Annotated in this window: 25 protein-coding genes; 16 read left to right on the top strand and 9 right to left on the bottom strand. The window is 44.2% G+C overall.

Features of this window, described 5'->3' with window-relative positions:
* Positions 1 to 18: 18 nt before the first annotated feature.
* Both FPZ43_RS18725 and FPZ43_RS18720 read left to right on the top strand, forming a co-directional pair.
* Positions 19 to 792, top strand: coding sequence for a phosphosulfolactate synthase (locus FPZ43_RS18725; protein WP_146383463.1), 774 nt, complete (start codon positions 19 to 21; stop codon positions 790 to 792).
* Positions 793 to 869: 77 nt separating this feature from the next.
* Positions 870 to 1,139, top strand: a complete 270-nt coding sequence (locus tag FPZ43_RS18720; RefSeq protein ID WP_146383462.1) for a hypothetical protein — start codon at positions 870 to 872, stop codon at positions 1,137 to 1,139.
* A 50-nt stretch (positions 1,140 to 1,189) separates the two neighbouring features.
* Here FPZ43_RS18720 and FPZ43_RS18715 read toward each other — a convergent pair whose 3' ends face one another.
* Together FPZ43_RS18715 and trhO are read right to left on the bottom strand one after the other, a co-directional pair.
* Positions 1,190 to 2,002, bottom strand: coding sequence for a carboxylesterase family protein (locus FPZ43_RS18715; protein WP_261381149.1), 813 nt, complete (start codon positions 2,000 to 2,002; stop codon positions 1,190 to 1,192).
* Between the two features lie 186 nt (positions 2,003 to 2,188).
* Complete coding sequence (trhO, locus tag FPZ43_RS18710; protein ID WP_146383461.1) at positions 2,189 to 3,151, bottom strand: oxygen-dependent tRNA uridine(34) hydroxylase TrhO; 963 nt, start codon at positions 3,149 to 3,151, stop codon at positions 2,189 to 2,191.
* 171 nt (positions 3,152 to 3,322) lie between these two features.
* Between trhO and kbl the strand changes: the two genes are divergently transcribed.
* From kbl to FPZ43_RS18690, 4 genes are read left to right on the top strand one after another with little or no spacing between them, the layout of a single operon-like run.
* Positions 3,323 to 4,513: a glycine C-acetyltransferase gene (gene kbl / locus FPZ43_RS18705; RefSeq protein ID WP_146383460.1), complete on the top strand. Its 1,191-nt coding sequence runs from the start codon at positions 3,323 to 3,325 to the stop codon at positions 4,511 to 4,513.
* 41 nt (positions 4,514 to 4,554) lie between these two features.
* Positions 4,555 to 5,589, top strand: a complete 1,035-nt coding sequence (gene pheS / locus FPZ43_RS18700) for a phenylalanine--tRNA ligase subunit alpha (RefSeq protein ID WP_186461902.1) — start codon at positions 4,555 to 4,557, stop codon at positions 5,587 to 5,589.
* Entirely contained in the window at positions 5,589 to 6,002 is a 414-nt protein-coding gene (locus tag FPZ43_RS18695) for a Rieske (2Fe-2S) protein (RefSeq protein WP_146383458.1), read from the top strand. Before pheS ends, FPZ43_RS18695 begins: the two co-directional genes overlap by 1 nt.
* Positions 6,003 to 6,005: 3 nt before the next feature.
* Positions 6,006 to 6,587 carry a TetR/AcrR family transcriptional regulator gene (locus tag FPZ43_RS18690; protein WP_146383457.1) on the top strand — a complete coding sequence of 194 codons (582 nt, stop codon included), beginning with the start codon at positions 6,006 to 6,008 and terminating at the stop codon, positions 6,585 to 6,587.
* Here the strand turns inward: FPZ43_RS18690 and FPZ43_RS18685 are convergent.
* A complete protein-coding gene (locus FPZ43_RS18685; protein WP_146383456.1) occupies positions 6,584 to 7,270 on the bottom strand; it encodes a DUF421 domain-containing protein in 687 nt (228 codons plus the stop codon). The genes FPZ43_RS18690 and FPZ43_RS18685 overlap by 4 nt on opposite strands.
* 207 nt (positions 7,271 to 7,477) lie before the next feature.
* Between FPZ43_RS18685 and creD the strand changes: the two genes are divergently transcribed.
* The 4 genes from creD (at position 7,478) to rlmD (ending at position 11,775) form a co-directional block, all read left to right on the top strand.
* Positions 7,478 to 8,803, top strand: a complete 1,326-nt coding sequence (creD, locus tag FPZ43_RS18680) for a cell envelope integrity protein CreD (RefSeq protein ID WP_146383455.1) — start codon at positions 7,478 to 7,480, stop codon at positions 8,801 to 8,803.
* 57 nt (positions 8,804 to 8,860) lie between these two features.
* On the top strand, positions 8,861 to 9,613 hold the full coding sequence (locus FPZ43_RS18675) for a ferritin-like domain-containing protein (protein ID WP_146383454.1): 753 nt from the start codon (positions 8,861 to 8,863) through the stop codon (positions 9,611 to 9,613).
* The gene (locus FPZ43_RS18670) at positions 9,610 to 10,047 is read left to right on the top strand and encodes a hypothetical protein (protein ID WP_146383453.1); all 438 of its coding nucleotides are present in this window, start codon (positions 9,610 to 9,612) and stop codon (positions 10,045 to 10,047) included. Before FPZ43_RS18675 ends, FPZ43_RS18670 begins: the two co-directional genes overlap by 4 nt.
* Before the next feature lie 303 nt (positions 10,048 to 10,350).
* Positions 10,351 to 11,775: a 23S rRNA (uracil(1939)-C(5))-methyltransferase RlmD gene (gene rlmD / locus FPZ43_RS18665; RefSeq protein ID WP_146383452.1), complete on the top strand. Its 1,425-nt coding sequence runs from the start codon at positions 10,351 to 10,353 to the stop codon at positions 11,773 to 11,775.
* A gap of 15 nt (positions 11,776 to 11,790) precedes the next feature.
* Here rlmD and FPZ43_RS18660 read toward each other — a convergent pair whose 3' ends face one another.
* Positions 11,791 to 12,756, bottom strand: coding sequence for an SDR family NAD(P)-dependent oxidoreductase (locus tag FPZ43_RS18660; RefSeq protein WP_146383451.1), 966 nt, complete (start codon positions 12,754 to 12,756; stop codon positions 11,791 to 11,793).
* A 103-nt stretch (positions 12,757 to 12,859) separates the two neighbouring features.
* Between FPZ43_RS18660 and FPZ43_RS18655 the strand changes: the two genes are divergently transcribed.
* The 3 genes from FPZ43_RS18655 (at position 12,860) to FPZ43_RS18645 (ending at position 16,458) form a co-directional block, all read left to right on the top strand.
* Positions 12,860 to 14,041, top strand: coding sequence for a formimidoylglutamase (locus tag FPZ43_RS18655; protein WP_146383450.1), 1,182 nt, complete (start codon positions 12,860 to 12,862; stop codon positions 14,039 to 14,041).
* Between the two features lie 52 nt (positions 14,042 to 14,093).
* On the top strand, positions 14,094 to 15,266 hold the full coding sequence (locus FPZ43_RS18650; protein ID WP_146383449.1) for a TlpA disulfide reductase family protein: 1,173 nt from the start codon (positions 14,094 to 14,096) through the stop codon (positions 15,264 to 15,266).
* Positions 15,267 to 15,327: 61 nt separating this feature from the next.
* The gene (locus FPZ43_RS18645) at positions 15,328 to 16,458 is read left to right on the top strand and encodes a TlpA disulfide reductase family protein (protein WP_146383448.1); all 1,131 of its coding nucleotides are present in this window, start codon (positions 15,328 to 15,330) and stop codon (positions 16,456 to 16,458) included.
* A 74-nt stretch (positions 16,459 to 16,532) separates the two neighbouring features.
* Here the strand turns inward: FPZ43_RS18645 and purD are convergent, their stop codons facing one another.
* The 5 genes from purD to dnaG all read right to left on the bottom strand — a co-directional run bounded on the left by purD (position 16,533) and on the right by dnaG (position 21,906).
* Positions 16,533 to 17,807: a phosphoribosylamine--glycine ligase gene (purD, locus tag FPZ43_RS18640; RefSeq protein WP_146383447.1), complete on the bottom strand. Its 1,275-nt coding sequence runs from the start codon at positions 17,805 to 17,807 to the stop codon at positions 16,533 to 16,535.
* A gap of 66 nt (positions 17,808 to 17,873) precedes the next feature.
* On the bottom strand, positions 17,874 to 18,434 hold the full coding sequence (locus FPZ43_RS18635) for a dihydrofolate reductase family protein (protein WP_146383446.1): 561 nt from the start codon (positions 18,432 to 18,434) through the stop codon (positions 17,874 to 17,876).
* A gap of 96 nt (positions 18,435 to 18,530) precedes the next feature.
* Positions 18,531 to 19,598, bottom strand: a complete 1,068-nt coding sequence (locus FPZ43_RS18630; protein ID WP_146383445.1) for a glutaminyl-peptide cyclotransferase — start codon at positions 19,596 to 19,598, stop codon at positions 18,531 to 18,533.
* 2 nt (positions 19,599 to 19,600) lie between these two features.
* On the bottom strand, positions 19,601 to 19,969 hold the full coding sequence (locus FPZ43_RS18625) for a YraN family protein (RefSeq protein ID WP_146383444.1): 369 nt from the start codon (positions 19,967 to 19,969) through the stop codon (positions 19,601 to 19,603).
* Complete coding sequence (gene dnaG / locus FPZ43_RS18620) at positions 19,969 to 21,906, bottom strand: DNA primase (protein WP_146383443.1); 1,938 nt, start codon at positions 21,904 to 21,906, stop codon at positions 19,969 to 19,971. The genes FPZ43_RS18625 and dnaG overlap by 1 nt, the downstream gene beginning before the upstream one ends.
* Positions 21,907 to 22,051: 145 nt before the next feature.
* On the opposite strand from dnaG, the gene FPZ43_RS18615 reads away from it, so the two are divergent.
* From FPZ43_RS18615 to FPZ43_RS18605, 3 genes are all read left to right on the top strand, one after another.
* A complete protein-coding gene (locus FPZ43_RS18615) occupies positions 22,052 to 22,543 on the top strand; it encodes a DUF6252 family protein (protein ID WP_146383442.1) in 492 nt (163 codons plus the stop codon).
* 81 nt (positions 22,544 to 22,624) lie between these two features.
* A complete protein-coding gene (gene asnS / locus FPZ43_RS18610) occupies positions 22,625 to 24,073 on the top strand; it encodes an asparagine--tRNA ligase (protein ID WP_146383441.1) in 1,449 nt (482 codons plus the stop codon).
* A gap of 286 nt (positions 24,074 to 24,359) precedes the next feature.
* The gene (locus tag FPZ43_RS18605) at positions 24,360 to 24,812 is read left to right on the top strand and encodes an SRPBCC family protein (protein WP_146383440.1); all 453 of its coding nucleotides are present in this window, start codon (positions 24,360 to 24,362) and stop codon (positions 24,810 to 24,812) included.
* Positions 24,813 to 24,985: the final 173 nt, after the last annotated feature.

The raw sequence follows: 24,985 nt of genomic DNA, 5'->3' as shown, positions 1-24,985 counted from the left end.
TCTACCATTTTACTGAACATGAACTACCATATCAATGATCTTCCCGAACGTGTTTTTAAACCCCGTAACAGTGGCATCACAATGGTTATGGACAAAGGGCTTAGCGTGAGGCAGGCTCAAGATTTGGTTGAAGTTGGCCACCCTTATATTGATATGATTAAGTTAGGGTGGGCAACATCGGCAGTCACACCCACACTTACCGAGAAGCTTAAGGTTTATAAAGATGGCGGTATAAAGGTTTATTTTGGCGGCACGCTGTTCGAAGCCATGATAGTGCGTAACCAGTTTGATGATTATTGCCGCATACTGGATCAATACCAGTTAGACTATGCCGAAGTATCCGACGGTTCAATAACTATTGAGCACGATGTAAAATGCGACTATATCAGCAGGCTGAGTAAACAAATCACTGTAATATCTGAAGTAGGGTCAAAGGATGTTCAAAAAGTATTTGCGCCCTATAAATGGATAAACCTGATGCAGGCCGAGCTTGATGCCGGCGCCTGGAAGGTTATTGCCGAAGCACGCGAAAGTGGCAACGTAGGTATTTATCGCGACTCGGGTGAAGTGCGCCAGGGTTTGGTTGATGAGATATTAACGCGCATACCCGAAGAAAAAATTATTTGGGAAGCTCCCCAAAAAACGCAGCAGGTTTGGTTTATAAAACTTATAGGCGCCAACGTAAGCTTAGGAAACATTGCCCCGGCAGATATAATTCCGCTGGAAACATTGAGGCTCGGTTTGAGGAGCGATACCTTCGAGCACTTTTTAAAGCAGGATCAAAGTATCTGAAGTGCGTTTTCATTTGGTACCAGTTTCCATTAAAACATCGCTTAAGCTACCTTGTTCATATGTAAACGATGGAAGCCATGAATACACCAAATAGCAAAACACCGGGTCAGCAGCCAACCGGCGACCCTAAAGTAGATGCCGCTGAACAGGAAGTGATAACCAACAGCGAGGAAAGCGACAAAATTGTGAATGAAGGTGGTGCCGTTGCCGATACCGAAGGCATTAACGAAACCCTGAGTGAGGACCAGCCATCTACCGAACTAAGTGCTGATAGCCAAATCACAAATGACGAAAGCGATGTGATAACCAACAGCGACGCATCAAACGATATTACGCCTGAAGTATAATCTACATAAACAATAAAAAATGCCCGCTAATTAAGCGGGCATTTTTATTGTTACTTACTATGCGAAAAAAGCCAGGGCAGTAAGCCGGGTTCGGCAAAGGCATTAACCCAACTATTATGATCTACATTTGGGTAGATCGTGAGTTTTGGGTTGGCACCAGCGGCTTTTAAAGCTTCGGCCATTACAATAGAGTGGTCTACAGGCACAACGCGGTCAACTTGCCCGTGGAATATCCATAGGGGCACTTTGTCGGCATATTTTTTTGCGTTATTGGTGTTATCGCCGCCGCAAATGGTAAAGGCCGCCGCAAATAGCTTGGGCTTGCGGCGCAACATCTCAAACGTGCCCATACCACCCATAGATAAGCCACCTATGTAAACCTGCTTTTTGTTTACAAAGGGTTTCTGCAAAACATTGTCGACAAGTCCAAGCAACGCAGCCATCGCCGGGGTAGGGTCGCCTTTCTCCTGGAACATAAATACACGTTTGCCCATAGCATTGGTGTCAATTTTTACATTGCTCCAGTAACTGTTCTTAGGGCACTGGGGAAATATCACTATCGCCGGGAATTTGGTGCGAACAGTATCATTCAAGAAAAGTTCGGGCCCATAGGCCAGCTGTGCATTATTATCGTTACCACGTTCGCCTGCGCCATGCAGCACAAATATTACCGGGTACTGCTTAGATGTTTGAAAGTTTTTTGGAAACAGAATGCGGTAGGGCAGTGTGTCTTTTTTATTAATGAAATTGCCTCTGTCAAAGGCTGCATTTTTTTGCTGGTCCTGAGCCAAAACATTTGCAGGACTTGCAAAATAAAGTATACCGAGCATAGCAAGGGTAAAGAGGCGTTGTAGTTTAGTCATAAGTGTAGGTAAATAGTAGATTATTTAATTGATGTAGTATCTGTAACGCAAAAAGTAGTGTTTTAGCTTAAAAGCTTTAAAGTTGTGTAGCTGCGTTATCAAAAGCTAATATATAAAATTGTAAAAACGCAACAAAGGTAGCCCTGTGGTTGAGCTACCTTTGAGAAATATTGTTTACCTTTTAAATTATTCTGTTACTGGTTGCAGGCCTGCTTTCTTGGCCGTGTTAACTGGTTGAGGAACCTTTACATAATAACCCGTGCCGTCGTAAACACGTTTGCGCGGATGCTCTTTACAAGCATCGCTGCAACAGCCATCCATGGCCTCGCCACACTCGTTGCACTGGGTAAAGTGCTCATTGCATTCGGGGTTGGCGCAGTTTATCATTTTTGGCGTGGTTTTACCACAGTTACGGCAGGTAGATATCACCACCGGGTTTACACTGTTTACCTCAACAGACAAGCGGTTGTCAAACACGTAGCATTTTCCTTCAAAATCTTCGCCGCCGGCTTCCTTACCATATTTGATAATGCCACCGTGTAGCTGGTATACATCGCTAAAGCCTTCGTGCAGTAACAGGGCCGATGCCTTCTCGCATTTTATACCGCCGGTGCAGTAGGTAAGTATTTTCTTGTCCTTGTATTTAGCCAGCTCATTGATCATGGCCGGGAAATCGCGGAAGTTTTCAATATCGAGCGTTACGGCATTTTTAAATTTGCCTAACGAGTGCTCGTAATTCGAGCGTACATCTAAAACTACCACATCATCGCGGTCTTTCATGGCCAAAAACTCCTGCGGTTCCAGGTGCTTGCCGGTTTTTTGTTGCGGGTTAATGATGTTTGGATTGCGTAAGCCCGAGTGCACAATTTCCGATTTATAGCGCACATGCATTTTTACAAATGATGGCTCATCAACCTCGTCAATTTTAAACTCAAGGGTAGCAAAACGCTCATCGGCCTTAATGGCATTCATATAAGCCTGGCATGACTCCGGCGATCCGGACACGGTGCCGTTTAAACCTTCATCAGCCACAATGATGCGACCGGTAAGGTTAAGGCTTTTGCAAAATTTTAAATGATCGGCCGCAAATTGCTCGCCATCAGCTATAGTTGTATAGCAATAGTAAAGGAGTGTATTATACTTTGTCATAACGTCATTGATACTGCTGCAAACAGTGTTAAATGCGGTGGCAAAGATAAGCTTTTGAGCTAAAAGGTAAAAAACTAAAGCGTAAAGGCGATGAGAGCGTAGCCATAATACAATTAATGGCTATGCAATTGCATGTTAATGCTTAATTTTACAAGCTTAAAATCTATTTATATGTATAACACATTGCAGCCGGTTTTACAACAGGAACTTACCGAAATTGAAAACGCCGGCCTATATAAAAGAGAACGTATCATTACATCGCCACAAGGTGCTGATATTACCGTACAAGGTGGCAAAGAAGTAATAAACTTTTGCGCTAATAATTACCTTGGTCTATCGGGCAACCAAAAGGTTATCGATGCAGCAAAAGCTGCAATGGATACGCATGGTTATGGCTTGTCGTCGGTACGTTTTATCTGCGGCACGCAGGATATACATAAAGAACTTGAGCAAAAGATCGCTGAGTTTTTAGGCACCGAAGACACTATACTTTACGCCGCTGCTTTCGATGCAAACGGTGGTGTGTTTGAGCCCTTATTTAACGATCAGGATGCGATAATATCGGATGAACTGAATCATGCCTCGATAATTGATGGTGTACGCCTTTGCAAGGCACAGCGCCACCGTTATAAGCATGATGATATGGCCGACCTGGAAGAAAAGCTGAAAGCAACACAGGAGCTTCGCCACCGTATTATTGTTACTGATGGTGCATTCTCTATGGACGGCACCATTGCACAACTTGATAAGATATGCGCCCTGGCCGAGCAATACAATGCGTTGGTTATGATAGATGAAAGCCATTGCAGCGGTTTTATGGGTAAAACGGGTCGCGGCACGCATGAGCACCACAATGTAATGGGTAAAATAGATATTATCACCGGTACATTGGGTAAAGCTTTAGGTGGTGCATCAGGCGGTTTTACATCGGGCCGTAAAGAGATCATCGATATGTTACGCCAGCGCTCCAGGCCATACTTGTTTAGTAACACGCTTGCTCCTGCAATTACAGGTGCCTCTATAGCTGTACTGGATATGTTGAGTGAAACTACCGATCTTCGGGATAAACTGGAAAGCAATACCAAGTATTTCCGTGAGCATATGACGGCTGCCGGTTTTGACATAAAACCAGGAGTACACCCCATAGTGCCGGTTATGCTTTATGAAGCAAAACTTGCTCAGGAGTTTGCGGCCAAGATGCTTGACGAGGGTATTTACGTAATAGGCTTTTATTACCCGGTTGTGCCACAGGGCAAGGCCCGCATCCGTGTGCAAATTTCGGCCGCGCATGAGGTTGAGCACCTTGATAAGGCTATTGCTGCCTTTACCAAGGTAGGTAAGGAACTGGCTGTGATTAAATAATCGCGTATATTTGTAAATTAGTAATAAGGATAAGTTAAATAATGCAGGAGCAGATAGATAAATATACCAGCGAGATAAAAGCTTTTACTGCCGCGAAGGCTGATGAACTTGAAGCATTCCGTATCAAATTTTTGGGTACTAAGGGCATTATCAAAGACCTGTTTGAGCAGTTTAAAACCGTTGGTGCCGAAGAAAAACGCACCTTTGGAAAAGTATTAAACCAGTTTAAGCAACTGGCCGAAGAGCGGTACAACGATATTAAAGAAAGCCTTGGCGCCGGTACACAAGCTGCTAAGGCCGATACCGACCTCACTTTGCCTGGCGATGGCTTTGAAATAGGCTCGCGCCATCCGTTGTCATTGGTACGCAATGAGATCATTGACATATTTAAGCGCTTGGGCTTTGTGGTAGCAGAGGGCCCGGAGATTGAAGACGACTGGCACAACTTTTCAGCGCTAAACTTTCCTGAAGAACACCCGGCGCGCGATATGCAGGATACCTTCTTTATCCGCAAAGGTGATGGTAATGATGATATTGCACTGCGTACTCATACATCATCCGTACAGGTGCGCATGATGGAGAATGGCAAGCCGCCTTTCCGTGCTATTATGCCGGGTCGCGTTTACCGTAACGAAGCGATATCTGCACGCGCACATTGCTTTTTCCACCAGGTAGAAGGTTTGTATGTTGACGAGAACGTATCATTCTCGGATCTTAAACAAACGCTTTACCACTTTGTGAAGGAGCTTTACGGCGAAGATTTTAAAGTTCGTTTCCGCCCGTCATACTTCCCGTTTACTGAGCCATCGGCAGAGATGGATATATCATGTACTATTTGCAAAGGTGCCGGTTGTAATATGTGTAAATACACAGGTTGGGTAGAAATTTTGGGTTGCGGTATGGTTGATCCTAACGTGCTTGAAAATTGCGGCATCGACAGTAAAAAGTATACCGGCTTTGCTTTTGGTATGGGTATAGAACGTATTACCAACCTTAAATATGTTATTCGTGATCTGCGCTTGTTCTCAGAAAACGATGTACGCTTCCTTAAACAATTTCAAACCGACATTATATAATGGTAAAAAGATTACCGGTACTGGTTATAGCAATGTTCACGCTGCTCTCTTGCGGGAAGGTAACAGATGCTGTACCCAGTATCCCGGTAAATATTACTATAGCCAAAACTGACCCACGCATATTGGCACTTAACAGCCAGGGCGGCGCCGTATTTGTAAATGGCGGTGTTGCGGGCGTTATAATTTATAAACGGGCAGATGGCATTTACGTGGCTTACGACAGATGCAGCAGCTATATGCCCGAAAAGGTTTGTGCCGTAGTGCTTGATGATAACGCCTTCACGGTTACAGACCCTTGCAGCGGCTCTAAGTTTTCCCTTTCAGACGGTGGTCCTGTAAAAGCGCCCGCAACGCGTTCTTTACGCAGTTACGGAGTAAGTGAAACACAGTTTGAGATAAATGTGTATAATTGATTAATGGAGGCCGATAAAATAAGAGAAAGTATAAAGCTTGCTTCGCAGGAATTGTTCCGCAAGTTCGGTTACCATAAAACAAGTGTTAATGAAATTGCCAGGCGCGCCAAAATAGCAAAGGCAACCATATACAAGTACTTTGATAGTAAGGAAGCTATCCTGCACATCCTTTTGATGGAGTATATACAGGTAAGTGTAAACGAGCTGATAGCCAACCAGGCACCTGATACCGACGAGGAGACTTACCTGAGTAACCTGATCATGAAAACCTGCCGCCTGTCATACACCGTGTGCAACGAATTTATTGGTTGGGATTTTATCAGGGAAAGCACCAACTCGCAGGAGTTTTTAAAGAACCTCTCGAACGAGTTAGAAGAGTTATTGATGCAGGCTTTTACTCAAATTGGTGCAGCCCGTAAAACCGAGACCTATCACCAGCGCATGCGCTTCCTGATCAAGTGCAGCAAGAATATTGTTTTTAGCTTTGCATTTACATCGGTAAGTGACAGCGATGTACGTAAAAACTTTGTATCCTTCCAGAAAGAGATTCTGCCATACCTGGTAAAGGCGGCAATAACAATTTAAGCTAATCTTTTTGTGTCAATAGCTTTTACCCACTCTTTGCGTTCGCAGCGGGGGCATTGGTGTGTAGTTGCAGTTATATGTTGTATGCAGGCACAATAGGTACATGCATAATTACCTTCACCTTTTATTTCCTCTGATTTTTGATTATAAACTTTTGGCAGGGTAGGGAGGCCGGGCTTTGTATCCTCGTCCGAATAGTAAAATAAACTTACGTTGCCAGTAGTTTCTAATATAGCAACGCGCACCTGGCCTACGTGCTCAATGTTTTGCTGGCGTAGTTCGGCTAAAAACTCATCTTTGGCAAAGGTAAGGTCCGAGTCATTGGCCAACACAAAAACGCCATCTTCAATAATATACATGGGGTCGCCCTCCAGTATACTTTCAAACTTCTCATTCTTGGCTGCGAGCCAGGTAACCAGCCGGTAAAACAAAAGGATAGTCACCATTACTATTACTGATGGCACAATACCCAGTTCCCGTGTAAACATGGGGTCGCCCGCGGCCGATCCAAAGCCGATAATAATGGCTACTTCAAATATCGAAAGCTGCCGCACACCTTTTTTTCCGGTCATGCGCAGTATTATCAGTACAATAAGAAACATGATAAATGTACGCACCACTATTTCAATAGCAAAAGCCATCGTAAGGTCGCTCAGAAAAACGTCGTTCCAATCAAACTTCATGTTCCTATAATTAAAACGCAGTGTAAATGTTTGATTTTGTGCGCAGTTAAATAAAGACGAAAAATATTTGGAACTCGCGCAACTATTTGTTTACTTTGTTATTCAAAGTACTTTTATAATTATAAGATATTTTGACGAGCGGCAGGCATTGCCGTCTTTTTCTGGTTTTATACTCTGTAATTCAAAGTACTTTTAAATACATAAAAAATGATTGAACAAATGAACGACAACAATTGGTACCAAAAATCCATCCTGCTAAAGTTGGGTGTTATTACTTTGCTTATTCTGCTATTATTAATTCCGTCCTCATGGATACTCGATCTGATTGCCGAGCGGCAGGACTTTCAGGCGCAGAACATTAACAATGTTTCCAACAACTGGTCGGGCAGTCAGTCTATTCAGGGGCCGGTGTTGGTACTGCCCTACACGACAAATGCGGCGCCGCTTGTAGCCAACCAGCCTGCGCAGACAGGTTATGTGTATATATTGCCAGATGCCATTAGCATAAAGGCTGGTTTGGATACCGAGCTTTATAAAAAAGGATTGTATGATGTAACCGTTTATAATTCCAAGGTAGCATTACAGGGCACTTTTGGCCAACCTGATCTTAACAAATTGGGTATTACCGCCGCACAAGTGCAGTATGACAAGGCCAGGCTGATATTCGGCATATCCGATTTAAAGGGTCTTAAAAATAACCCATCGGTAGCTGTTGCCGGGCAAAGCCAGATAGCGGAGTTGCTAAGCGATGGCGACACTTTATTCAATAACGCGTTACAGGTAACATTTACTTTGCCGCAGGGCGGGCCGATTACCTTCAATTACAACCTCGACCTTAAAGGCTCTAACGATTTTAACTTCTTGCACACTGCAAAAACTACAGATGTTGAGATGAGTGGTAACTGGCCCAGCCCGGTATTTAACGGCCGCAACCTGCCCGATAGCCGGGAAGTTACAAAGCAGGGCTTTAAAGCCAAATGGCACCTGCTTAGTTATAACAGGCCGTTCCCGCAACAATGGGTAAATGATGTGTACAAGCTTAAAAATGCCAAAGCGGTTACCCAGGCCACATCGGGCGTTAAGCTACAGGTAGCGGTGGATGAGTATCACAAAATAACACGTACCACCAAGTATGCCACGCTGATTATCCTCCTCACATTTGTGTCGCTATTTTTAACGGAGCTTATTCGCAAGCAAAGCATTCACAACTTCAACTACATCCTTATCGGTGCAGCCATGATTGTGTATTACACGCTGCTGCTTTCATTTGCCGAAAAAATTGGTTTTGGTTTGGCTTACCTCATCGCTTCGGTAAGCACCATTGCCCTGATATCGGTTTTTACGGGTTCATTACTCGGCAGTGCGAAACCAGCAGCAATGTTCGCTGCTATACTTACCACTTTTTATGGCTTTATATACATTATGATACAACTGGAAGATTACGCACTGCTTGTGGGTAGCATAGCGCTGTTTGTAATAGTCGCCATTATCATGTATTTCTCCCGCAAAATTAACTGGGATACTCACCAATAAAGTCATATCGCAGGCAGTATTTAGCTGCCTGCATTACATCACCAAAAAAAATTAACCATGCACACAAGTAATTATTGGGTGGCGCATTTTAAAGAAAATGCCCGCCATAAACGCATCAACTGGAATTTAACCCCAACCATAACTGCCGATGAGGTGGATGTAATACTGCCATCGCTACAGGCCTGGCAATTGGGCGAAACATCCGAAGGGAGGCAATTAATAGCGGTATCAACCAAGTATGCCAACACCACAGGCGACCCGGAGTATTTGGAGGCTGTCAAGCTTTTTATAAAGGAAGAGCAAAAACATGGCAACAATCTGGGCCGGTATATCGACAAAATTGGCAAGCCACGCCTTAAGCGCAACTGGGGCGACAGCCTTTTTAGACACGTAAGGCACTTTAATGCCAGCATGGAGATGTGGACACTCACCGTGATAACTGTTGAAAGTGCTGCACAAATATTTTACCAATCGCTAAAAGATGCTACCGGCTGCCGGCTCCTGAAGCAGGTTTGTACCGATATTTTGATTGACGAAGCTTACCATATTACTTTCCAAACCGAGCGGCTGGCAACTATCTATAATAGTACCAATTCATTTGGTCGCGCTGCCCGGGCATTTGCTTACCGGTACTTTTTTTATGCTACAGCCTGCGTAGTCTGGTTTGCGCATAAAAACTTATTTAAGGCCGGCGGAAACACCTTTGAGAGCTATGTTAAAAAGATGAGGTATAGGCAGCACAAAACAATTGCGACCATCACAAACGCAGGGGTTAAGCAAGTAAAAGCAAACTATGCCAACTCTATATGAAAACCAACGCATTAACTTACAGCCTCAAAGTCTGGCTAACCAGCGTGGCTATTGCGCCAATAGCTTATTTAGTTGCTGAATTCGGTTTCAAGGAACATTTTTATTCCGGTGCTGCAGCGTGCTTAAACCAAATGTTATATACTTATCCAGTGCTAATTCTTGTAGGTGGTATATTTTCTTTGCTTACCTGGTTGCTGTTCTTCTTAACAGTTGCTGTTATACTTACGTTCTACCTGCCGGATAAACAAATAAAATATGTGATTGCAATATTTGGGGTAATTTTTACAGTAGCAACTTTTTGGTTATTATTTTCCGAAGGCTTACAACCTAATAGTGAATTTTTTCCCTATATGATAGCAAATTGCGTTTGCATTGCGGGCGGGGCGCTTTTCTACGATCTCAAAAAAGATGTTGTTCAAGATACAGGAAGATGACAATGTAATCAAAATACCGTTTTGGTTTTTGGTATAGATAATGCTATGTTTGCATAGTAATCTAATAAGGAGGATATTGTTATGAGCCGGGAACTGATTGATTTTTCGAACCAGATTGATGACAAGTATGAGCTGCCTGATTTTGATATCGAGGTGTTTTTTGCCGGCTTACTGAATTTTTTCTATTAATTATTAGCCTGTTTTAAACGTTTATTGTAATCGTTGGCTTTAGCCGATAGATGGAAAATGTTAGCTAAACTCATCATTCCGAAAATCCATAAATACCTTTAACTTTGCAGCCTCATGAGTAAATCTGCAAAAAAGCCAAAGTTCTTTGAGAACGTAGCGGTAATTGATATAGCCGAAGAAGGCAAAGGGGTTGGTAAGGCCGAAGATTTTGTATTGTTTATTGAAAAAGCCGTACCCGGCGATATTGCAGATGTTGAGGTTTACCGCAGCAAAAAAAGCTTTGGTGAAGCCAAGATAAGACGCCTTGTAAAACCATCAGAGCATCGTGTTGAAGCTTTTTGTGAGCACTTTGGCGTTTGCGGCGGCTGCAAGTGGCAGCACATGACTTATGATGCACAGTTACAGTTTAAGCAGAAGGCTGTTCGCGATGCATTTACCCGCATAGCCAAGCTTGATGTTGACCACATGGACACCATTGTACCATCACCGGCCGACAGGTATTACCGTAACAAACTTGAGTTTACCTTTTCGAACAAGCGCTGGTTATACGATGGCGAAAACCGTGAGGACGAAGCACTCGATATGGATGCCCTTGGTTTCCACATCCCCGGCAGGTTTGATAAGATCTTAAATATTAACCATTGCTATTTGCAAGCCGCGCCATCTAATGATCTGCGTAACAGCATTAATGCTTTTGCAAAGCAAAACGGTATAAGCTATTACGATGTAAGGCAGCACGAAGGCGCTTTGCGTAACCTCATTATCCGTACCTCATCAACCGGCGAGATTATGGTGATTGTGGTGTTTGCCTACGCTACAGAGGAGCAGGTAAGTAAGCTGATGACTTACGTTGATGCTACTTTCCCACAAGTAACATCATTACTATATATCTTAAATCAGAAGAAGAACGATACTATTTTTGACCAGGACGTACTGAGTTGGCGCGGCCCCTTATACATTCATGAAGAAATGCCCGGCGCTGCAGATGGTAGCGTAGTACGTTTTAGGGTAGGGCCAAAGTCGTTTTATCAAACAAACTCTATACAGGCTTTGCGCCTTTATGAAATAACGCGCGATTTTGCGGGTTTTACCGGTAACGAATTGGTATATGACCTTTATACAGGTGCAGGCACCATTGCTAATTTTATTGCAGGCCACGTTAAACAAGTGGTAGGAGTAGAGTACGTACCATCGGCTATTGAAGATGCCAAGATAAATTCGCAGATCAATAACATTACCAACACCAAGTTTTACGCAGGTGATATGAAAGATGTGCTTGTTGCCGATTTTGTAGCTGAGCATGGCAAGCCCGACGTTGTAATTACCGATCCGCCACGCGCCGGTATGCATGCCGATGTAGTTGCCCGCTTAATGGAAATGGAAGCACCAAAAATTGTGTATGTAAGCTGCAACGCAGCCACCCAGGCCCGTGACTTGCTCATCTTGAAGGAAAAATACGATGTGGTTAAAATCCAGCCGGTAGATATGTTTCCACATACACAGCATGTTGAGAATGTTGCCTTACTGACGTTGCGTTAATAGATACAAAAATTGTTACTTAAAACGCTGGCTAACCTCTTTTAACGTTTCGCTCAAAGGCTTAAACTCAAAGTTGATAGCTTTTTTAATGGCGCTGTTATCAAAATTACGGGTAACCGAACCTGCACGGGCACTTGTTTTGTCAACGGCGGGCGCCTTTCCTGTAACAGTACCCCAAAAAGAGGCAGCGCGCCATGCTATTTCAAGCATCCAGGGTTTGGCCAAATTGCTTGGAGGTGGCACGTTAAGGTAGCCAGCAATCTCTGGGAAAATCTGTTGATAAGCCCTGTTCTCTGCGCTCACAATAAAACGCTTATCACTTATGCCGCTTTCCATTAAAGCAATCATCACCTTGGCTACATCCTGTACATCAACAAAGCCAATAGTGCCAGAGGTATAAAATTTCAGTCCGTTTTTTATGGTCGCAAAAATCTGCCCGCTGCCTGCAGTACCCGCGCTGACACCAAGAATTATGCTTGGGTTAACAATAACGGCATCCATACCCTCTGCAATGCCGCGCCAAACTTCCATTTCGCTTTCCAGCTTTGATATAGCATAGCCATCATTCTCTGCTGAGGGGTCGAGGTGGTGCTTCTCGGTAATCATCTCGCCGGGCTTTGCTTCGCCAACTGCCGCAACAGAACTGGTATGCACCATGCGGATACCTTTTTCGGTGCAAAGATTTACCAGGTTGGCCGTGCCGGTAACATTGGTATGTATCATCACCTTTTTGTCAGCCGCTTTCAGGGATACAAATGCGGCGCAATTGTAAACCTGGGTAATGCCATCCAATGCGTCTTCTAACGCGGCGGCATCCATCAGGTCGGCGGTAACCCAGGTAATTTGGCCGGAGTATGGGTGCAGCAACTTGGGGATAACCGAGTTTGCCCTTTTGGTACAGCGTATTTTATTTCCGCGTAATACAAGCCCTTTTGCCAATTCGGCTCCTAAAAAGCCTGTTGCCCCGGTTACTAAGATCATGCCCCAAATATGCAGATTATTTTACACCTTAAGATGATTTGCTAAACCTGTCATCAGTCATTTAAAATAATCTGCATATTTGCACATCTGCTCAATTTAAAACATGTCATTAGCCGAATTTTTTTCTCCGATTGATTTTGCACGCATTGCCCCAAAAAACGGGTATTACACCAGCCAGCTCGGCGATAAAATTGTACATCACTCGGCCTCATTTCCAGACCTTGAACAGAAAGCGGATATTGCCATTATAGGCGTTCTTGACGACCGTAATGCGGTAAACAACCCTGGTTGCGCTTTGGGCCCCGATTATGTTCGGGAGAAACTATACATGCTTAATGAGGGTGCTTACGAAACTAAAATAGTTGACTTAGGCAATATCATACGCGGCGAAACGGTGGTTGATACTTATTACGCGCTTAAAACCGTGGTAACCGAGCTGATAAAAAAAGACATAGTACCACTTATAATTGGCGGCGGGCAGGACCTTACCTACGCGCAGTATATGGGTTACGAAAGCCTTGAGCAAAAGGTCGATCTTTTGGTTATAGATTCGCATTTCGATTTAGAAGATGATGGTTTTGCTGAAAGCCTGGAAACTACCTCAGCGGCTTATCTGAATAAGATACTTTTGCATGAGCCCAACTACCTGTTTAATTACAGCAATATGGGTTACCAAACTTATTTTGCCAGCCAGGATAGCCTTAGGGTAATGGAGAAGCTTTACTTTGATGTGCACCGCCTTGGCGAGATCACGTCGAACATGTCGGTGTCTGAGCCTATAATTCGCAATGCCAATATGCTGAGTTTTGATATGGGTGCCATCCGCTCATCAGACGCAGCCGGCAACGCCAACGCCAAGCCTAATGGCTTTTACGGCGAAGAAGCCTGCCAGATATGCCGTTACGCGGGTTTCAGCGATAAGCTTACCTCGATAGGCTTTTACGAATTTAACCCGGCTTATGATAGCAACGGTCAAACAGCCATGCTGCTATCCCAAATGATATGGTACTTTATAGACGGGTTTTACAACCGCAAGCGCGACTTTCCGCTCAACCCCAAATCACAATATCTTATTTATAAAACCAGCCTTCGGCATGACGACCACGAGCTGGTATTTGTGAAAAGTAAAAAAAGCGACCGCTGGTGGATGCAGGTGCCTTACCCGAGCGGTGGCTCAAAAAACGAGCGTTTTCACTTAGTGCCCTGCCGGTTGGAAGATTACCAAATGGCCGCATCCGGCGAATTGCCTGACCTTTGGTGGCGCACCTATCAAAAGTTGAACTAACCCGCAATGGATTAGCGTATTGTGCGTTATTTATTTCAATAATATAAATTTAATGAAGAAATTTTTGTTGAGCGCACTGGCGCTTTTACCTATAATGGCCTTCGGCCAGGCTACTAACAACTTTACGTTAAAAGGCAAAGTAGCCAACCTTAATGCGCCTGCCAAAGCCTATCTGGTTTACCGTTTGGGCGCAAACAGCATCACCGATTCTTCGGCTGTTACAAATGGTAACTTTGCTTTTGATGGTGTGGTGATGTTCCCGGTAAATGCCTCTTTGTTTATTGATTATAAAGGGATTGGGTTTGATAAATATATTGCCCAAAACTTTCCGGATGGCAGCCCGTCCAAAACAGCAGATATGCTGAACCTATACCTGGAGAAAGGCGACATCAACGTAACCTCTGCCGATTCTGTTGCAAAAGGTGTTGTAAGCGGGTCTCCTACCAATACTGATAACATCAAGTTAAAGGGACAGCTTAAAGGTGTTATTGAAAAAGCGCAAAAATTAGCTGCTGAAGCCAAGGCGGCAACACCGGCGCAACAAGGCTCGGCCGCTTTCCAAAACGCTATGCAGGCCAAGTATAAACAAATACAGGACGAGCAGCGCAACATCTTAAAAACATTTATTACCAATAACCCTAACAGTTATTTAAGCCTGCTTGCCCTGGCCAGTGTAGGCGGCCCGTCGCCGGATGTAGCCGAAGTTGAGCCTTTGTACAACGGCTTATCTGACGAGGTTAAAGCGACAGAACAGGCTAAGATTTTAAAAAATTCAATAGATAATTTAAAGATTACTGCTATAGGCGCACAGGCTCCCGATTTTATACAGAACGATGTAAACGGGGTACCGGTTAAATTGTCGTCATTCCGTGGTAAATATGTGCTGATTGATTTTTGGGCATCATGGTGTGGCCCATGCCGCCAGGAAAACCCGAATGTGGTGCGGAATTTTAACAAGTATAAAGGCAAAAACTTCACCATATTAGGCGTATCGCTTGATAAGGAAAGCGGCAAGGCTGCATGGCTTGCTGCCATAAAAAACGACGGCCTTACATGGACCCAGGTATCCGACCTTAAATACTGGAACAATATGGTGGCCGGCTTATACGGTGTGCAATCTATCCCGCAAAACTTTTTGATAGATCCGCAGGGAAAGATAGTTGCCAAAAACCTGCGCGGCGATGACCTTGACGCCAAGCTTGAGCAATTGTTGGGTAAAATTTAGATGCTGCTGTAGTATATTAATTTTAAATGCTTTAATTAGTAAATAACTAACATTACTGACAATGAAAAAACTACTATTGGGCGTTTTGGCACTTGCCCCGGCCTTAGCGTTTGCGCAAGATAGCACCTTTACTATCAAGGGCAAATTAGGCGAACTTAATGCACCTGCAAAAGTTTATTTGCAATACCGCAAAAGCGGCAAAACCATCATCGACTCGGCTACCCTTAAAAAAGGCGAATTTGCTTTTAAAGGCATTGCGCCTGCTTTACCAAGCCAGGGTTATTTGCTTGTTAATGCAAAAGGCACAGGCATGAACAAGTCTGAAGATTATAAATCCATTTATATGGAGCCTGGTGCAATTACGGTTAATGGCCCGGGTACTGTAGCCAAAGCAACCGCGACAGGTACGCCTTCAAACAAAGATAACGAAGAATATCGTGCAATGTTAAAGCCTGTAAGTGAGGCTTACACTGCAATGGAAGCGAAGGATAAAAAAGCCACCGAGGCAGAAAAAGCTACCGAGAAATATAAGAAAGACGAATACCTGGCCAACAAAGCTGTTGAAAAGCTGGAGAAGGAGTTAAATGCGAAATTTATAGCCTCGCACCCCGACTCGTACGTGAGCCTTAACATACTGCAATCATTTGCTTACAGTGCAGATTACCCGGAGATAGCGCCACTTTATAATGGCCTTTCTGCCCGTATTAAAGGCACAGATGGCGGCAAAGCCTTTGGCGAGATGCTGCCTAAATTACAGGCTGTGGCTTTAGGCGCTACCGCACCTGAGTTTGCCGAATTGGATACTGCAGGTAAGAGTGTAAGCTTATCTTCATTCCGTGGTAAATACGTGCTGATTGATTTTTGGGCATCATGGTGCGGCCCTTGTCGCCAGGAAAACCCTAACGTGGTAAAAGCTTATAATGCTTACAAAACAAAAAACTTTACCATTTTGGGTGTTTCGCTTGATAACGAGAAAGGCCGTGGTGCATGGCTTGCCGCAATTAAAAAAGATGGCCTTGCCTGGACCCAGGTATCCGACCTTAAGTACTGGAAAAGCCAGGCTGCGGGTTTGTACGGTGTACGTGCCATTCCGCAGAACTTTTTGATTGACCCTAACGGAAAAATCGTTGGAAAAAATTTAAGGGGAATTGAACTTGATAACAAGCTTGAAGAGTTATTAGGTAAGATTTAAATATCTCTACTGATAATTAAAAGGGCCGTGTTGCATATGCAGCACGGCCCTTTTTTGTTTACGGCTGATGGTTATTATATCAAGTCGAAACCAATATCTTTTCGGAAATAAACACCATCGTAGTAAATACGGCTGGCATCGGCTGTGGCGTGTTGTAATGCCTCAAACATATTGTTTTGTAAAGACGTAATGGCCAATACGCGGCCACCTGTAGTGATCACATCTTCGCCATCAAGCGATGTCCCCGCGTGGAAAACATGTGAGTCGCGCACATTTTCTATTCCGCTTATTACTTTATTTTTTAAATACTCACCAGGATAACCGCCTGCTACGCATACTACGGTTGCGGCTGTGAGGTTTGATATTTCTAATTGTTTCTCTATCAGGTTGCCTTCGGCCACGCCTAATAACAGGTCTACAAAATCCGACTCTATCCTTGACATTACGCTTTCGGTTTCAGGGTCGCCCATGCGGCAGTTGTACTCAATAGTGTAAGGGTCGCCGTCGCAATTCATCAGGCCGATAAAAATAAAACCTTTGTATGGAATGCCTTCCTGCTTTAACCCCTCAACGGTTGGGATAATAATGCGCTCTTCAACCTTTTGCATAAAGTCGCCCTCGGCAAATGGAACGGGAGATACCGAACCCATGCCACCTGTATTAAGGCCGGTATCGCCTTCGCCAATGCGTTTGTAATCTTTTGCTTCCGGTAAAATTTTATAGCTGTTACCGTCGGTCATTACAAAAACCGACAGTTCGATACCCTGTAAAAACTGCTCGATAACCACTTTTGAGCTTGCATCGCCAAACTTTGCCTGGGTAAGCATTTCGGTAAGCTCCTGCTGTGCTTCTTCAAGCGTGGTGCAAATTAACACCCCTTTACCTGCCGCAAGACCGTCAGCTTTTAAAACAACAGGCAGGCCGGCAGTTGCAAGGTAGGTAAACCCATCCTGCAGCGTGTCACGCGTAAAAGTTTGTGATGCCGCGGTAGGTATGTTATGGCGCTCCATAAACCGCTTGCTGAAATCCTTGCTACCCTCAAGTTGGGCCGCCTCCTGCTGAGGGCCAATTACCGGGATGTTTTTTAGCTGCTCATCAGCCAAAAAGAAATCGTGTATGCCTTTTACCAGGGGCTCTTCGGGGCCAACAAGCACCATTTTAATATCATTAGCCAGGGCAAATGCTTTAATGCCTTCAAAGTCGGTAACCTTTAGGTTTACATTGGTGCCGTAACGGCCGGTGCCGGCATTGCCGGGCGCAATAAAAAGCTGGCCGCATTTGGTGCTTTGCGAAATTTTCCAGGCGAAGGCGCTCTCCCTTCCGCCCGAACCAAGGAGCAGGATATTCATATGCGGGCAAATATAGTTAATATGAATTGATGTAATTGTGCAGATGCACAAACCCTGTAAGATGCATTACCCGGCTTTATTATAGCGCAGAGCAGTTATACCGCAATCAAAGCTTTGTACACTTACAAGGTTTAGGCTCAATTTGTTGGTAATTTTCTGGTAAATGGGCAAACCGCTACCCAAAATTATTGGGTTAACAAACAGATTATATTCGTCTATCAGGTTATTTTTTATCAGTGCAGATGCAAGGCCTGCGCCGCCGTAAGCCATAATATCACCACCGTCCTGATTTTTTAGTGCATTAATCTCCTCTACAAGTTCGCCGGTTGCAAGGCTTGTGTTTTCCCAAGGGTTTTCGGTAAGTGTTTTTGTGAAGACAACTTTAGGCGTGTTAACCATTTTTTCGGCACCCCCGCCCGGTCCGTCTTTGAGGCGCTCTTTCCAAACAGGTATAAAGCCTTCGGCCAGCTTGCGGCCAAGTACAATTGTGCCAATGGGTTCGGTTAGTTCGCCAACGTAATCCATAAGTTTCTGGTCCCAGTTGATGGTCATCCAGTCCATTTCGCCGTTTGGCCCTGCTACAAACCCATCAAGCGATACCTGCATTTGAAATTTAAGCTTCCTCATGTAATTTGCGATAAGTTTTATATAAATAATGATAGGTCTTTCAAATATTTATTATGTGTGAGATGCTGAAATACATTTAGCATGACCTATTGAATGCTATTTCTTTGCAAACTTTACCTGGAACAACTTATCCCATTTTTTGCCGGTTACAAAAATGCGCTTGGTAGCTTTGTCATAGGCTATGCCATTAAAAAAATCGGCATACATGGGGCGTGTATTTTGCGGGTAAAGGCTGGTCATGTCGGCACGCTTTACTACCGCACCTGTTTTTGGGTCGATAACAACAATGTCGTTGGTTTCATAAACATTGGCATAAACAAGGCCGTCGATATATTCCAGTTCATTGATCTGGTTAACAGGCCCTTTGTCATCATAAACATCAACATAACCTATCGAGCGATAATTGTTCTTGTCTAAAAACCACAGGCGGTTTGTTTTGTCATCCATGTAAAGTTTTTTGCCGTCATAAGTCATTCCCCAGCCCTCTACTCCCACATTGTTGTTAAAGGTATTCAGGAGTTTAAGGGAGTTTTTGTCCCATACGTAACCTATTTTCTCAGTGTAAGTAAGCTGTACAATTTTGTTGTCTACAATGGCAATACCTTCGGCAAATATTTTAGGGTCGATATCCGTTTTTTGCAATACCCTGCCGGTTGCAAGGTCAACCTTACGAATGCTCGACTGACCGGAACCTTCGGCGGTGCGGCCGCCATCGCTTTCGTATAATATACCATCCTGGTATATCAAGCCTTCAGTATATGAAGATGTATCATGCGGAAAGACTTTTTCAACTTTAAATGTAAGTTCTTCAGGAGCCTTTGTTGCAAGCAATACTACGTTAGTTACAAAGTCCTGGCTTTTACCGCCATTGTAAACCTTGGCAGTTATAATTTTAACGCCCATGGTAAGGCTGTCTGTTTTTATGGTAACAGCGGCCGAGTCTTTTGTGGATGCTATACGCATGGTATCAAGCAAATAAACAACCGAATCGGGCTTAACATCTGCTGGATAAGTTACCTTGGCGTTGATAGGCTGCCCAACTTTATACATGGTGCCTGCATCGGGGCTTACAGAAAAATCGCCCTCTTGTGTATTTTTTTTATTGTCGCATCCATAAGCAAATAGTATGGCTGCAAATGCAAAATAAAGTAATCTCTTGTTCATGGTTATATGCCGGATGGCCAAAAGGCATCCTCAATATGATTTAGTTTGTAGTTACTATTACGGTCGAAAAGTACGGATATTATGTCAAAGCGCACATCGCCCTGGTGGTTCATCAAATAAATATATTCATCGGCAGCCTGCACCAATAGTTTTTGTTTGCGCGCGTCTACAAAGTCTTCGGGCTGGCCAAAGCCGGTACCCGTTCGTGCTTTCACTTCAATAAATATGATCACGCGGTCTTTATAAGCAATAAGATCAACCTCGGCTTTGCCAAATACCCAGTTCTCATCAATTACTTCGTAACCCTGGGCTTCCAGGTGTGCCTTTGCCAAAGCTTCGCCTTTGCGACCAAGATCATTATGAACTGCCATTATTTTAAGATAACCGAGCCGAGGTAGTCTGATATGGTTTTCTCAACCTTTTTCATGTGGATATATTGTGTAAGCAAGATATCCTGATCGGCTTCGCTAACGGTGTTTTGCAATTCCTGTCGCAGGTTTTCCAAGATCTTGCCTACCATGTGTTTTTTAAGGTGGAATATGGCCCCTAGTATGGTGGCCTTCATATTGGCCTGTTCATCAGTAATCAGGATTTTATGCATCTCGTACCAATTATCACTTAGTGTATACTTGGTGGCAATAAGGGTTACCACCAAATCGACAATGGCCTTATCCTCGTGGTGTATAAAATGGTGGTCTTCGGGCAATACACCATTTTCAACTTCCTGCCTGTACAATTCCATGAATTTTTTACAAACAGGGTCTTCAAACTCTACATCACTTAGTTCGGCAACCATAAACGGGCCTATGTAGGTGTTGGCAATGCCGTCCCAATCAATCATTTTATTGCCGTACAACAACAACAGGCGCACAATTTCCTTCTCCTGCGGCGAGTCGAGCTTTTTCTCGGGTTGTCCCTGCGTATCCGGGATGTCAAAAAAGTGAGGCTCGTCGAGCAATTCGCTTGGTGGCGGCGTTTTATACTTTTCGCTTTCTTTACGTGCCTTTGCCTGCCTCATTTTATTGAGCTCGGTCATGAGAGCACGCTCATCTATCTGCAAAATATTGCTGCATTCGCGGATAAATACCGATGCTTTGATAGAATCAGGTATTTTGGCAATACTCTCCACCACATCACGAATGATCTCCGCGCGGCGAATAGGGTCGTTACCGGCATCCTTTAAAAGGATGCTGGTTTTAAAAAGAATAAAATCCTTTTTATTATCGTCTACATGCTTTTTGAAAGCGTTGGTTCCAAACTTTTGTACGTACGAGTCGGGGTCGTGCCCATCCGGGAACAACACTACCTTAACGTTAAGGCCCTCCTCCAAGATGATATCCAACCCGCGCAACGATGCCTTGATGCCTGCAGGGTCGCCATCGTAAAGTATGGTGATGTTTTTTGTAAGGCGCCCTATCAATCTTACCTGCTCAACCGTAAGTGCCGTGCCAGATGATGCTACCACGTTCTCTATCCCTGCCTGGTGTACCGAAAGTACATCCGCATAACCTTCCACCAAATAGCAGTTGTCCTCGTCGCGGATGGCTTTTTTGGCAAAGTATAAGCCGTATAGTACGTTGGATTTATGATAGATTTCCGACTCGGGCGAGTTAACGTATTTAGGTACGTTTTTATCTGTTTTGAGCGTACGGCCGCCAAAAGCAATTACCCTGCCCGTAAAGTTATGGATAGGGAACATTACGCGGCCGCGATATCTGTCGTACAGGTTGCCGTTATCGCGCTTGACAGAAAGGCCGCTGTCAACCAAAAACTCTTCCTGGTAACCTTGTTTTAAAGCCGACCCAGTAAAAGCTTCCCATTGATCGGGCGAATAGCCGAGCTCGAATTTCTTGATGGTCTCGTTATTGAAACCACGTTCCTTAAAATAACTTAGGCCGATGCTTTTTCCTTCGTCGGTATCAAGCAGGCTTTCATGAAAAAACTTCGCTGCATAGCCCGACACAATCATCAAACTCTCGCGGCGATTTTGTTCGGCCAGGTTTTCGGTAGGGTCTACCGTTTCTTCAACCTCAATGCCATACTTTTTGGCCAGCCATTTCAAAGCTTCCGGATAGGAAAACTTTTCAAGCTCCATTAAAAAAGTAACGGCGCTGCCACCCTTGCCCGACGAAAAGTCTTTAAAAATGCCCTTAGCTGGTGATACCGTAAACGACGGTGTTTTTTCGTTTACGAACGGCGATAGGCCCACGTAATTGGCACCACGTTTTTTCAACTGCACAAACTCGCCCACAACCTCAACTATGTCGGTTGCCTCCATAATTTTATCTACGGTGGGCTTTGTTATCATGGGTATGTGTTACAAAAATAAGCGGGCTGCAAAAATACAGCTTTTATGGCTTTGGGCTATTCTTAATAAAGATATTAATTTGAATTTACATGTAGCAGTTTACTTTGGCATTGCGTAATGGCTTTATAATCAATTAACAAAATCTATGAAGAACTTATTACGCATGTTTGTTGCTTTAATAGTGTTGTTTGCCGTTGCCTGTAAAAAAGATAACGCAGAAAAGCCCGTGTGTTGTGTAATTCCCGATTTGGCTTACATAAAGGCCCAAAAAAGTGGTGTTGCGTGGCAGGCAAGGCCCGAATATTTTAAAACGCAAACCGACTCGGTAACAATTATTGGCAGGCAGGAAAATGAACTTGTTTTAATACGCATCAAGTTTACCGGCAAAGGCAGCTATGCCATAACTCCGGCCCAGGCAAGCTTAACTTACCTTATAGGCGGTGACGGTATAGTAGCCGAATACTATGCCGACGATGCAGCCACCAATACGCTTGAGGTAACAGATTACAATGCCGAAAAGAACAATATTAAAGGGAATTTTAATGTTACCTTTAAAAAAAGTGCACGTTATACCGATGCCACCTTCGCCCAAACTGTCAAGTTTAGCCAGGGCAGTTTTTCCGTTTTTATTCCATGATTAATTAGGCTACACGCAATGTATGATAAGCCGTTACAGGTTTAGCAAATAATTGTATTTTTGCCGCTCAATATTATTTTTATGAGCCAGCGTATCAAGATCAAAGCTTTATTAGAAAGCGGCAAAACAGACATTGACGTAACCGTTAAAGGGTGGGTGCGTGCATTCCGCCAAAACCGTTTTATTGCTTTAAATGATGGCTCAACTAATAGTAACCTGCAAATTGTTGTCGATTTCGAAAATACCGATGCAGTATTGCTTAAACGCATCACGGTAGGTGCGGCAATCAGCGTAAACGGTAAAATGGCTGCATCATTGGGTCAGGGGCAAAGCGTTGAGGTTATTGCTACTGATATTGAAGTATTGGGTGATAGCGACCCGGAGAAATACCCGTTGCAGCCTAAAAAGCACAGCTTAGAGTTTTTACGCGAAATAGCACACCTTCGTTTCCGCACCAGTACTTTTGGTGCTATTTTCAGGGTGCGTAATACACTGTCGTTCGCGGTGCACCAGTTTTTCCAGGAGCGTGGCTTTGTTTACCTGCACACCCCTGTGATTACGCAAAGTGATGCAGAAGGCGCGGGCGAGGCGTTCCACGTAACCAACTTTGATTTGGATAACGTACCGCGTACCGATACCGGCGAGGTAGATTACAAGCAGGACTTTTTTGGTACGGCTACTAACCTTACCGTGTCCGGCCAGTTGGAAGGCGAGCTTGGTGCTATGGCATTGAGCGATATTTATACGTTTGGCCCAACTTTTCGTGCCGAAAATTCGAACACCACGCGCCACCTTGCGGAGTTCTGGATGATTGAGCCTGAAATGGCGTTTTATGACCTTAACGATAACATGGACCTTGCAGAGGCCCTGTTAAAGTACGTGATCAAATACGCGCTGGAAAAGAACAGGGAAGACCTGGAGTTTTTAAACCAGCGTTTGCTTGACGAGGAGAAGACAAAACCACAGGCCGAACGCTCGGAACTTTCTTTATTGGATAAGCTGCAGTTTTGCCTTGATAACAATTTCGAGCGCCTTACCTATACCGAGGCTATCGACATATTAAAAGATTCGACGCCGAACAAGAAAAAGAAATTCCAATATCTTGTTGAAGGCTGGGGTACCGATCTGCAATCTGAGCATGAGCGTTACCTGGTAGAGAAGCACTTTAAAAAACCGGTTATCCTGACCGATTACCCTAAAGACATCAAAGCCTTTTACATGCGCCAGAATGAGCCGGATGCGCAAGGCCGCCAAACGGTACGTGCGATGGATATACTCTTTCCGGGCATTGGCGAAATTGTTGGTGGCTCGCAGCGTGAAGAGCGTTTGGAGCGCCTTGAGCAGCGCATGGATGAGATGGGCATTCCTAAGGAAGAGCTTTGGTGGTATCTTGATACCCGTCGTTTCGGTAGCGCACCACACGCCGGCTTTGGCTTGGGCTTTGAGCGTTTGGTATTATTTGTTACCGGTATGGGCAACATCCGCGACGTAATACCTTTCCCAAGGTTCCCTAAAAATGCTGAGTTTTAAACCGGGATTAAGGGATTTGAGGATTTGCTTGGTTTTACGTGATGAAGTCATACGGAATTTATTTCAGCATCTTATCCGCTATGCGGAATGACAGGTGTTTATAGAATCTAATCGCAAACATTCAGGTCGTTCAATAGATATTCCACTACGTTCAGCACGAGATAATTAGCTGTTTTAAGAGTTTGTCATTCTGAGCGAAAGCGAAGAATCTGATCGCAAACGTATAAGTAGTTTAGTAGATACTTCAATACGTTCAGCATGACATAATTAGCAAGTCAACATTTATATGCCGGTAATTGAGCTATCCACTTTAATAGATGCTCCTGTTGAGCGATGTTTTGACGTAGCCCGGGATATTGACGTGCATGTTGCATCCACTGCGCATACAGGCGAGCGTGCAATAGCGGGGCGCACTACCGGGTTAATTGAGCTTGGCGAAACCGTTACCTGGCGGGCAAGGCACTTTGGCATCTGGCAAAATCTCACTTCCAAAATCACGCAATTTGAATACCCCAATTATTTCGCGGATGAAATGGTTAACGGTGCCTTCAAAAGCTTCATACACGAACATCACTTCATTGGGCTAAACGGCCAAACGGTAATGAAAGACCGGTTTGAATACGAGTCGCTCTATGGATTGCTTGGCAGATTTGCCGACTGGCTATTTTTACGAACCTATATGGCCCGGCTGCTCGAAAAGAGAAATGAAGTTATTAGAGAGGTAGCAGAATGTAAATAGGCCACCTTTACGGTCCTGCCGAACTTGTTTCACTGTTGTCCGGTAAAGATCGAAGTTAGTTTAAAAAGCCGTGATTGCATGCGATCAAAGCATGTTATGTCTTAAAATCAATATCCAAGCCCCCCAATTCAAGTTGGAGGGCTTTACCGCTTACCGCGGACAGCCTTTCCGGG

Source organism: Mucilaginibacter pallidiroseus (assembly GCF_007846085.1).
GTDB classification, from domain to species: domain Bacteria; phylum Bacteroidota; class Bacteroidia; order Sphingobacteriales; family Sphingobacteriaceae; genus Mucilaginibacter; species Mucilaginibacter pallidiroseus.
This window is presented reverse-complemented; position numbering and strand designations above follow the sequence as displayed.

Coding starts and splice junctions, on each gene's coding strand:
- dnaG (WP_146383443.1), bottom strand. CDS start 21,906: ATGATAACAAAGCCCACCGTAGATAAAATTATGGAGGCAACCGACATA.
- FPZ43_RS18630 (WP_146383445.1), bottom strand. CDS start 19,598: ATGAACAAGAGATTACTTTATTTTGCATTTGCAGCCATACTATTTGCT.
- FPZ43_RS18605 (WP_146383440.1), top strand. CDS start 24,360: ATGCCGGTAATTGAGCTATCCACTTTAATAGATGCTCCTGTTGAGCGA.
- FPZ43_RS18685 (WP_146383456.1), bottom strand. CDS start 7,270: ATGAAGTTTGATTGGAACGACGTTTTTCTGAGCGACCTTACGATGGCT.
- pheS (WP_186461902.1), top strand. CDS start 4,555: ATGCAGGAGCAGATAGATAAATATACCAGCGAGATAAAAGCTTTTACT.
- creD (WP_146383455.1), top strand. CDS start 7,478: ATGATTGAACAAATGAACGACAACAATTGGTACCAAAAATCCATCCTG.
- FPZ43_RS18670 (WP_146383453.1), top strand. CDS start 9,610: ATGAAAACCAACGCATTAACTTACAGCCTCAAAGTCTGGCTAACCAGC.
- FPZ43_RS18625 (WP_146383444.1), bottom strand. CDS start 19,969: ATGGCAGTTCATAATGATCTTGGTCGCAAAGGCGAAGCTTTGGCAAAG.
- FPZ43_RS18720 (WP_146383462.1), top strand. CDS start 870: ATGAATACACCAAATAGCAAAACACCGGGTCAGCAGCCAACCGGCGAC.
- purD (WP_146383447.1), bottom strand. CDS start 17,807: ATGAATATCCTGCTCCTTGGTTCGGGCGGAAGGGAGAGCGCCTTCGCC.
- FPZ43_RS18725 (WP_146383463.1), top strand. CDS start 19: ATGAACTACCATATCAATGATCTTCCCGAACGTGTTTTTAAACCCCGT.
- FPZ43_RS18660 (WP_146383451.1), bottom strand. CDS start 12,756: ATGATCTTAGTAACCGGGGCAACAGGCTTTTTAGGAGCCGAATTGGCA.
- trhO (WP_146383461.1), bottom strand. CDS start 3,151: ATGACAAAGTATAATACACTCCTTTACTATTGCTATACAACTATAGCT.
- FPZ43_RS18715 (WP_261381149.1), bottom strand. CDS start 2,002: ATGACTAAACTACAACGCCTCTTTACCCTTGCTATGCTCGGTATACTT.
- FPZ43_RS18695 (WP_146383458.1), top strand. CDS start 5,589: ATGGTAAAAAGATTACCGGTACTGGTTATAGCAATGTTCACGCTGCTC.
- rlmD (WP_146383452.1), top strand. CDS start 10,351: ATGAGTAAATCTGCAAAAAAGCCAAAGTTCTTTGAGAACGTAGCGGTA.
- FPZ43_RS18655 (WP_146383450.1), top strand. CDS start 12,860: ATGTCATTAGCCGAATTTTTTTCTCCGATTGATTTTGCACGCATTGCC.
- FPZ43_RS18690 (WP_146383457.1), top strand. CDS start 6,006: ATGGAGGCCGATAAAATAAGAGAAAGTATAAAGCTTGCTTCGCAGGAA.
- asnS (WP_146383441.1), top strand. CDS start 22,625: ATGAGCCAGCGTATCAAGATCAAAGCTTTATTAGAAAGCGGCAAAACA.
- FPZ43_RS18615 (WP_146383442.1), top strand. CDS start 22,052: ATGAAGAACTTATTACGCATGTTTGTTGCTTTAATAGTGTTGTTTGCC.
- FPZ43_RS18650 (WP_146383449.1), top strand. CDS start 14,094: ATGAAGAAATTTTTGTTGAGCGCACTGGCGCTTTTACCTATAATGGCC.
- FPZ43_RS18645 (WP_146383448.1), top strand. CDS start 15,328: ATGAAAAAACTACTATTGGGCGTTTTGGCACTTGCCCCGGCCTTAGCG.
- kbl (WP_146383460.1), top strand. CDS start 3,323: ATGTATAACACATTGCAGCCGGTTTTACAACAGGAACTTACCGAAATT.
- FPZ43_RS18635 (WP_146383446.1), bottom strand. CDS start 18,434: ATGAGGAAGCTTAAATTTCAAATGCAGGTATCGCTTGATGGGTTTGTA.
- FPZ43_RS18675 (WP_146383454.1), top strand. CDS start 8,861: ATGCACACAAGTAATTATTGGGTGGCGCATTTTAAAGAAAATGCCCGC.